The organism is Mesorhizobium sp. M7A.F.Ca.US.002.01.1.1 (assembly GCF_004022955.1).
In the GTDB taxonomy this organism is placed as follows: domain Bacteria; phylum Pseudomonadota; class Alphaproteobacteria; order Rhizobiales; family Rhizobiaceae; genus Mesorhizobium; species Mesorhizobium ciceri.
The window spans coordinates 1-8,214 of sequence record NZ_RZQE01000263.1; the positions used below are offsets into that span (position 1 = coordinate 1).

The 8,214-nt window shown below is 63.7% G+C and carries 8 protein-coding genes and 2 pseudogenes; 9 read left to right on the plus strand and 1 reads right to left on the minus strand.

What is annotated here, in order from left to right; all coding sequences use genetic code 11:
- Both EN932_RS22590 and der read left to right on the plus strand, forming a co-directional pair.
- Nucleotides 1-348: pseudogene (locus EN932_RS22590) on the plus strand (YaeP family protein); the annotation flags it as partial.
- Nucleotides 345-1,778, plus strand: a complete 1,434-nt coding sequence (der, locus tag EN932_RS22595) for a ribosome biogenesis GTPase Der (RefSeq protein WP_064995110.1) — start codon at nt 345-347, stop codon at nt 1,776-1,778. The pseudogene EN932_RS22590 and the gene der, both read left to right, overlap by 4 nt.
- Before the next feature lie 32 nt (nt 1,779-1,810).
- On the opposite strand, the gene EN932_RS22600 is transcribed toward der, so the two are convergent.
- Nucleotides 1,811-2,719, minus strand: a complete 909-nt coding sequence (locus tag EN932_RS22600) for a LysR substrate-binding domain-containing protein (protein WP_013532847.1) — start codon at nt 2,717-2,719, stop codon at nt 1,811-1,813.
- Between the two features lie 119 nt (nt 2,720-2,838).
- On the opposite strand from EN932_RS22600, the gene EN932_RS22605 reads away from it, so the two are divergent.
- From EN932_RS22605 to EN932_RS22635, 7 genes and pseudogenes are all read left to right on the plus strand, one after another.
- Nucleotides 2,839-4,128, plus strand: a complete 1,290-nt coding sequence (locus tag EN932_RS22605) for an MFS transporter (protein WP_127388555.1) — start codon at nt 2,839-2,841, stop codon at nt 4,126-4,128.
- A gap of 144 nt (nt 4,129-4,272) precedes the next feature.
- Nucleotides 4,273-5,457: a cell wall hydrolase gene (locus EN932_RS22610; RefSeq protein ID WP_127369505.1), complete on the plus strand. Its 1,185-nt coding sequence runs from the start codon at nt 4,273-4,275 to the stop codon at nt 5,455-5,457.
- 254 nt (nt 5,458-5,711) lie between these two features.
- Nucleotides 5,712-6,119 carry an AtpZ/AtpI family protein gene (locus tag EN932_RS22615; RefSeq protein WP_013532844.1) on the plus strand — a complete coding sequence of 136 codons (408 nt, stop codon included), beginning with the start codon at nt 5,712-5,714 and terminating at the stop codon, nt 6,117-6,119.
- 59 nt (nt 6,120-6,178) lie between these two features.
- A complete protein-coding gene (locus tag EN932_RS22620) occupies nt 6,179-6,937 on the plus strand; it encodes a F0F1 ATP synthase subunit A (protein ID WP_127369506.1) in 759 nt (252 codons plus the stop codon).
- A gap of 85 nt (nt 6,938-7,022) precedes the next feature.
- On the plus strand, nt 7,023-7,247 hold the full coding sequence (locus EN932_RS22625) for a F0F1 ATP synthase subunit C (protein ID WP_006206606.1): 225 nt from the start codon (nt 7,023-7,025) through the stop codon (nt 7,245-7,247).
- Nucleotides 7,248-7,310: 63 nt separating this feature from the next.
- Nucleotides 7,311-7,910 (plus strand): F0F1 ATP synthase subunit B, encoded by a 600-nt coding sequence (locus tag EN932_RS22630; RefSeq protein WP_013532842.1) that lies wholly within the window; start codon nt 7,311-7,313, stop codon nt 7,908-7,910.
- Nucleotides 7,911-7,920: 10 nt separating this feature from the next.
- Nucleotides 7,921-8,214, plus strand: a pseudogene (locus EN932_RS22635) (ATP F0F1 synthase subunit B); the annotation flags it as partial.

An 8,214-nucleotide genomic window follows, 5' to 3' on the forward strand; every position in this document is an offset into this window, starting at 1 on the left:
AAGGGCGACGTTCCCGCCGCCGTCAAGGATTTCGACGAAGTCGCCGCCGACACGGCCATTCCCCAGAGCATTCGCGACATGGCGCGGCTGCGGGCAGCGCTGCTGCTCGTCGACCATGGCTCGTTCGCCGACGTGTCCAGCCGTGTCGAAGCGCTGACATCCGACACCAACACGCTGCGCCACACGGCGCGCGAGGCGCTCGGCCTTTCCGCCTGGAAGGAAGGCAAGACGCAGGATGCGCTGAAACTGTTCGACCAGATCGCCGCCGATGACGGCGCCCCGCGCAACACCCGCGAGCGCGCAACATTGATGTCCGAGCTGATCCGCGGGTCGGGCAGTGCGTCGTGACCTTCAAAGTCGCCATCATCGGCAGACCTAACGTCGGCAAATCGACTCTCTTCAATCGGCTGGTGGGAAGAAAGCTGGCGCTTGTCGACGACACGCCGGGCGTCACCCGCGATCGTCGCGTCCACGCCGCCAAGCTCTACGACCTGCATTTCGATGTCATCGACACCGCCGGCTTCGAGAACGCTGGTGCCTCGACCTTGCCCGGCCGCATGCGTGCGCAGACCGAGATCGCTATCCGCGAGGCCGACCTGATCTTCTTCACCATCGACGCCAAGTCCGGCCTTTTGCCTGACGACAGGACCTTCGCCGAGATCGTGCGCAAGTCCGGCAAGCCGGTCGTGCTGGTCGCCAACAAGGCCGAGGCGAAGGGCGCCCAGGGCGGTATGCTGGAAGCCTGGGAGCTCGGCCTTGGCGAGCCGATCCCGGTTTCGGCCGAGCATGGCCAGGGCATGCCCGATTTGCGCGACGCCGTGATCGGCGCGCTCGGCGAAGCGCGCGCCTTCGGCGAAGACGAAGATGGCGAAGACGAAGAGATCGCTGCCGGCGAGGTGCTGATCGGCGAGGATATCGCCGATCCGGATGCCGAGCACACCTATGACGACACCAAGCCGATGCGCATCGCCGTCGTCGGCCGTCCCAATGCCGGCAAGTCGACGCTGATCAACGCGCTGATCGGCGAAGAACGGCTGCTCACCGGACCGGAAGCCGGCATCACCCGTGATTCGATCTCGGTCGATTGGGATTGGCATGGCCGCCGCCTGAAGCTGTTCGATACGGCCGGCATGCGCCGCAAGGCCAGGATTCACGAAAAGCTCGAAGTGATGTCGGTGCAGGACGGCCTGCGCGCCATCCGCTTCGCCGAGATCGTCATCATCGTGCTCGACGCCACCATTCCCTTCGAGAAGCAGGATCTGCAGATCGCCGACCTGATCATCAGGGAAGGGCGGGCGCCGGTGATCGCCTTCAACAAATGGGACCTGATCGACCATCCCCAGGAGCTTCTGGCCGAACTGCGCGAGAAGACGGAACGGCTTCTTCCCCAGGCGCGCGGCCTGCAGGCCGTACCTGTCTCCGGCGAGACCGGGCGCGGCCTCGACAAGCTGATGGATGCCGTCATCAGGACCCACAAGGTATGGAACAGCCGCGTCTCGACCGGCAAGCTCAACCGCTGGCTGGAAGGCATCCTGGCACACCATCCGCCGCCTGCCGTGGCAGGGCGCCGGCTGAAGGTCAAATACGTCACCCAGGCCAAGACCCGGCCGCCGGGTTTCGTTGTCCAGTGCTCGCGGCCCGATGCGATGCCGCAATCCTATGTCCGCTATCTCTCCAACAGCCTGCGCGAAGCCTTCGATATGCCCGGCGTGCCGATCCGCATCGCGCTGCGCACGTCGGACAATCCGTTCGCCGGCAGGTCGAACAAGCGTAAATAAGCGGTCGGGCGCTGGATACCTGTTCCGGCTGTCTAAGCGACCTCCTTCAACCGCTCGTCCCGTGGCAGCGCCTGCAACGCCGCCTGCAGTAATATGTCGGCCAGCCGCGCTGCCACCGGATCCAGTTCAGCATCCTTCTGGTGCAGCACCAACGCCATTTTGGGCAATGCCGGCAGCCCGGCGATCTCCGGCGTCATCGCGCTGACGCTGGCCGGCAGGCCGATGTCGGTGCGGATTGTCAGCCCCAGCCCCGCCGCCACGGCTGCCCAGATGCCGCCAAGGCTCGGGCTGGAAAAGGCCATCCGCCACGACAGGCCGGCGCGGTCGAGCGTTTCGGTTGCCACCGTGCGCAGAAGGCATGGCGCTTCGAGCGCCACCAGCGGCAGCGGCTCACTGTTGCGCAGGCTGGTCTCGATACGCTTTGCCGGCCCGATCCAGCGCATCGGCACATCGGCGACATGCTGGCTGTAGGGCAGCGTTTCGCCGCAGTGCCAGGCGAGCGCGATATCGAGGCTGCCTGACAGGACCCTTTCGGCAAGGTCGTGGCTGCGTGCGATCCTGGCTTCGATCTTCACCTTGGGGTGCGCCCGGGCAAATCGGCCGAGCACGTCCGGCAGCACCGCCTCGCCGAAATCTTCCTGCAAGCCGAGCCGTACCCAGCCTTCCAGCTCGACACCGTGGATGGCGGATGCCGCCTCGTCGTTCAACTCGATTAGCCGGCGCGCATAGCCGAGCATGGTCTCGCCGGCCTCGGTCAAAGCGAGGCCCCGTCCTGATTTGCGGAAGATCGGCGTCGCCGCCTGTTCTTCCAGTTTCTTTAATTGCGCGCTGACCGCCGACGTCGACCGGCCAAGCCGGTCAGCGGCCTTGGCAAAGCTACCCAGCTCCATGCCGGTGACGAAACTGCGCAAGACGTCGAGGTCGAATGTCACGCGTCGCATGTTGGAAATCCCGATTTTCAGGATTGTAAGTTCAAAACTTCCTGATTTTCAGGATGAAATTATGGCGGTAGGGACAGATCGTCAAGGCCGGACCGCTGGCCAGCACGGGAAATGAAGTCATGTCCGCCATTGTCAATTGCACCGACCGGCAGCCGTCGGAACTTCTGGAAGATACCGGTTCCACCGGGAGGGTGTTCACGCCGGGCCATCGCTGGAAAGTCCTGGGCATCGGCGTTGCCGCCAATGCCGCCTTCTCGGCTACGTTCTCCGGCATCCCGGCGACGGCGGTCGTTCTTCGCCAGGGCTATCACCTAGGCAATGCCGAGCTCGGCCTGGCGCTCGGCCTTCTCGGGCTTGGGGTCGCGCTCAGCGAACTGCCCTGGGGTCTGCTCACCGATCGCTGGGGCGACCGCCGCGTGCTGTTGATCGGGCTCGGCGCGACGGCGGCGTGGCTCCTGGTCATGGCGATGCTGGTCGTGCCGACAAAGGCCGGTACTCCCGATGTCACGCTGCTCTCCGCGAGCCTATTCATCACCGGATTGCTCGGCGGCAGCGTCAACGGTTCGAGCGGCCGCGCCATCATGGGCTGGTTCCGGGAAAACGAGCGCGGCTTCGCCATGAGCATCAGGCAGACGGCGGTGCCGCTTGGCGGCGGCCTTGGCGCGCTCGTGCTGCCCTCGCTTGCGCTGGCTTTCGGCTTTGCCGCGGTGTTCGGGGTCCTGGCGGGTGCATCCGCTCTGTCTGCCCTGTTCGCCTGGCGCTGGCTGCACGAGCCGCCGACGGCAGGCGAGGGCCATCCCGCTTCGGCTGTGGCCGGACCGGCGCCGCTGCGCAATCGCGACGTCTGGCGTATCGCGACCGCCATCGGCCTGCTCTGCTTTCCGCAGGTGGCCGTGCTCACCTTCGCCTCCGTATTCCTGCACGACTTCGTTGGGTTGGGAACGGCGGCAATCAGTGCCAGCCTCGCCGCGGTGCAGATCGGCGCCATGGTCATGCGCATCTGGAGCGGCCGCTTCACCGACCGTTATGGCAACCGCCGCCAATTTCTTCGCCTGTGCAGCGCGTTCAGCGCCCTTGCCTTCGCCATGCTTTGGCTGCTGGTCCTGTTCGGCCCAACCATTCCGGGCGGCCAGCTCATCTGGTCGGCGGTTCTTCCGGTCGTGCTTATTGTCGCAGGCATCTCTGTCTCCGCCTGGCACGGCGTCGCCTACACCGAGCTTGCCACCCTTGCCGGCGCCGGCCATGTCGGAACCGCGCTCAGCCTTGCCAACACCTTTGTTTTCGTCGGCTTCTTCCTGGTGCCGGTGGCCATTCCGGGGCTCTTGCACCTCTGGTCCTGGTCCGGCGTCTGGCTGGCGGCCGCCATCTGCGCGCTGATCGCCCGGCCGATCTTCCTGCGTCCGGCCTGAATGGTCGGCCGCAAAATCGCCCGACTTCGCAACCACGACCTCGGGCCGACCGGGAAAACCCGATCGAATCCGTTAACGTCCCATCAAGGTTAATGCATCATTTTGCTCTCCAGTGGGGTCTGTAGCGTTCCTGGAGAGAGTTCCGTGCATCGACGTGTGTTGAAGCGGCTGGTTGCCGCCGCCGGTGAGAGAAAACGTGGCTTTTTGGGTCCGCTCGTCATCGGTTTCGGCATCTGGATCGGCTTTCCGACCGTCGCCGCCTATCAGGACATGACGAGCCTCGTTTCCGGCCTCGAAGCATCGAGCACGCGCTGGAATTCCTATGTCGAGAAATCCGTTGCCGGCTCGACCCATGCGGCTGAGATGCCCTTTGTCGATTCCGATGTCACCGGCTCCATTTCCGGATCGGGCGTCCATCTGGCCGGTGTCGGCAAGGTGTCGTTTCGCGGCAAGGGCGGCAAGGTCAGCGCCACACCCGATGAGGACCGCGTGGTGCGCGCCGAGAAGAAAGGGCGCATCGTCCAGATGTCTCCCGTCGCACCGCCAAAGAACTTCAACGCCGGCTCGATCTTCGAGCGCACGTCCTCCTTGCTGCGACCCAGCATGGACAGCGGCCTGAAAATGGCTTTCGCCAAGCCGCAGATCAAAGGCAAGGAAATCCAGATCGCCGCCGCATTCCATGTGCGCGAGGACAAGAAGCCGGATCCCGGCATGCCGGCCATGCTGGCGGCGCTGGTCAACAACGACCATCCGGATGTGCTGGCCACCGCCTATGCGCAATCCGAGCCGGACTATGCCAAGGCATCGCCCTTCGAGGCCCTGCTTCAGGACGAGCAGCCCAATGAGGGCCGCTTCATTCCGCCGATGGCCAAGGGCGATCATTCGTGGATCCAGAACCCGCTGCCGGCGAGTGTCTTCTCCAAGAAGGAGCAGGCATGCCTTGCCAACGGAATCTATTTCGAGGCGAGGAGCGAATCCGTGCGCGGCCAGGCCGCTGTCGCCCAGGTCATCCTCAACCGCGTCCGCAATCCGACCTATCCGAATTCGATCTGCGGCGTCGTCTACCAGAACGACAGCTGGTTCAACCGTTGCCAGTTCTCCTTCGCCTGCGACGGCAGGAAGAAGCGCATCGATAGCCCAGCCGCCTACAAGACCGCCCAGGAGATCGCCATGGCCGTCACCGCCGGCAAGATCTTCATTCCGGAAGTCGGATCGTCGACCCACTACTATGCCCAATATGTCCATCCCGGCTGGGCGCGCACGATGCAGAAGATGACCAAGATCGGCCTGCATATCTTCTATCGGACCTATGGCGGCGGCTGGAGCTGAGTGCGGAGCAGCCGCTGATCCTTGATGTGGCGCGCAGCCGATCAAAGAGCCATTGCGCGGGGGATTCGCGCCATGCATCCTCGTCATCCTGGCGGGCACGATGTCGCACCTTCGTAATTCATTGATTTCATTGCCTAAAATACATGGCAATGAACTTCCGCCCGTGGCTTGACGGGCGCAAACCCTCTAACTATGTTGCCGGCGACTTTAGAAGCGGACGGACGGTGACGGTCTGACCGGGCAGGGGGGTTGCGATGGCCGACAAGAATGGGCCAGACGGAACCGGAGAAACCGGCCGCGGCAATCAGCATGAACCCGACATCCGCGACGACGATCTTGAGCGCCGCCGCCGTGACCTTGAAGCTTCGCTTGCGACAAGGCGGCCGGGCCGGCTCGAGGGGAAAGACGACGCGAAAGCGGGCAGTGTGGCCGGTTATGGTCAGGCGCTCAAACTCTCCAGCGAGTTTATCGCCGGGGTGGTGGTGGGTGCCGGCATCGGCTGGGTCATCGACCGTTTGGCGGGGACATCGCCATGGGGTCTGATCGTGTTTCTGCTGCTTGGTTTTGGCGCCGGAGTGCTCAATGTGATGCGTTCCGCCGGCGTCGTGGCAGAATTTGGACAGGGCGATAAATCGCGCCGTGGCCAAGACGACAAGAAATGACCGCGCACCATGTGCGGTAATGGTAACGAGGCCGTACGCGGCATTGACGGGGTTTGAACGTGGCAGCTGACAAGGTCGATCCGATCCACCAGTTCCATATCAACAAGCTGATTCCGATCGACATCGGCAGCTATGACCTGTCTTTCACCAATTCGGCGCTGTTCATGGTCGCAACCGTGATCGTCGCGGCTGGATTCCTGTTTCTCACGACGTCGAGCCGCAGCCTGGTTCCCGGGCGGCTTCAGTCGGTCTCCGAGATGGCGTACGAGTTTGTCGGCAACATGTTGCGCGACGCCGCCGGCACGCAGGGCATGAAGTTCTTCCCTCTCGTGTTCTCGCTGTTCATGTTCGTGCTCGTCGCCAATCTGCTTGGCCTGTTCCCCTATTTCTTCACCGTCACCAGCCACATCATCGTCACCTTCGGCCTTGCCGTGCTGGTGATCGCAACCGTGGTCGTCTACGGCTTCATGAAGCATGGTCTTGGCTTCCTGAAACTGTTCGTGCCGCACGGCGTGCCGGTCTTCCTGCTGCCTCTCGTGGTGCTGATCGAAGTGATCTCCTTCGTGTCGCGCCCGGTCAGCCTCTCGGTTCGTCTGTTCGCCAACATGCTCGCCGGCCACATCACGCTGAAAGTGTTCTCCGGCTTCGTCGTCAGCCTGAGCGCGCTCGGCGCGGTTGGCGTCGCCGGCTCGATCCTGCCTCTGGCGATGGCGGTGGCGCTGACGGCACTGGAACTGCTGGTCGCCTTCCTGCAGGCCTACGTCTTTGCCGTGTTGACCTGCATGTATCTCAACGACGCCCTGCATCCAGGGCACTAGGTCCAAAAGTTTCCGGCCCAAAGATTTCCAACATTGGCGCCGGATGGAATCGCAACGGAATTTTAGATCCAAAGGAGTTGAACAAATGGACGCAGAAGCAGCAAAGTACATCGGCGCCGGCATCGCTTGCCTGGGCATGGGTGGCGCGGGCATTGGCCTCGGCAACATCTTCGGCAGCTACCTGGCGGGCGCACTGCGCAACCCTTCGGCCGCCGATGGCCAGTTCGGCCGTCTGATCTTCGGCTTTGCCGTGACCGAAGCTCTGGGCATCTTCTCGCTTCTCATCGCGCTTCTGGCCCTGTTCGGCTGAGCACTCGGGAAGATTGGACAGGCCGGCCGCGCAAGCGGCGGGCCTGAATTTCGGGGATAGTCCATGTTCGTGACATCTGCCTTTGCGCAAGAGTCCGCGCCATCAGCCGATACCAGCCACGCTGCGACGGAAGGCGACACGCATTCCGGCACCAGCGTGCCTGCTGAAGCGCATGGCACGTTTCCGCCATTCGATCCGGCGACGTTCCCGTCGCAGCTTCTGTGGCTGGCGATCACCTTCGGGCTGTTCTATCTCTTCCTGAAGCGGGTGGTGATGCCGCGCGTCGGCGGCATCATCGATGTCCGCAACGATCGCATCACGCAGGACCTCGACCAGGCGGCCAGGTTGAAGGGCGAGGCCGACGCCGCCGTTGCTGCCTACGAGCAGGAACTGGCGGAAGCCAAGACCAAGGCCAACGCCATCGGCCAGCAGGCCAACGACGCTGCCAAGGCCGAGGCCGACACCGCTCGCAAGAAGGTCGAGGCTGCGCTCGACGCGAAGCTTGGCGAAGCCGAAGCCCGCATTTCTTCCATCAAGGCCAATGCCATGAAGGAAGTCGGCAGCATCGCCGAGGACACCGCTTCGGCGATCGTCGAGGCTCTGGTTGGCGGCAAGGCCAGCAAGGCCGAGATCGCGGCCGCGGTCAAATCCGTGGCCCGGTGAGGAGCGCATCATGGATTACACATCTCTCGCGACACTCTGGGCCACGATAGCCCTGATCATCTTCCTCGGCGTTGCCGTCTACATCAAGGTGCCTGGCATGATCGCCAAGGCGCTCGACGCCCGTGCCGCCAGGATCAGCAATGAACTGGACGAAGCGCGCCGGCTGCGCGAGGAGGCCCAGCAGCTGCTCGGCCAGTACCAGCGCAAGCGCAAGGAAGCCGAGCAGGAGGCCGCCGACATCGTCGCTGCCGCCAAGCGCGAAGCCGACATGCTTGCCGCCGACGCGCATAAGAAGACCGAGGAC

Bases quoted from the DNA above. Each gene is read 5' to 3' on its own strand.
- EN932_RS22600 (WP_013532847.1), bottom strand. From the start codon at position 2,719: ATGCGACGCGTGACATTCGACCTCGACGTCTTGCGCAGTTTCGTCACC.
- EN932_RS22605 (WP_127388555.1), top strand. From the start codon at position 2,839: ATGTCCGCCATTGTCAATTGCACCGACCGGCAGCCGTCGGAACTTCTG.
- EN932_RS22615 (WP_013532844.1), top strand. From the start codon at position 5,712: ATGGCCGACAAGAATGGGCCAGACGGAACCGGAGAAACCGGCCGCGGC.
- EN932_RS22625 (WP_006206606.1), top strand. From the start codon at position 7,023: ATGGACGCAGAAGCAGCAAAGTACATCGGCGCCGGCATCGCTTGCCTG.
- EN932_RS22630 (WP_013532842.1), top strand. From the start codon at position 7,311: ATGTTCGTGACATCTGCCTTTGCGCAAGAGTCCGCGCCATCAGCCGAT.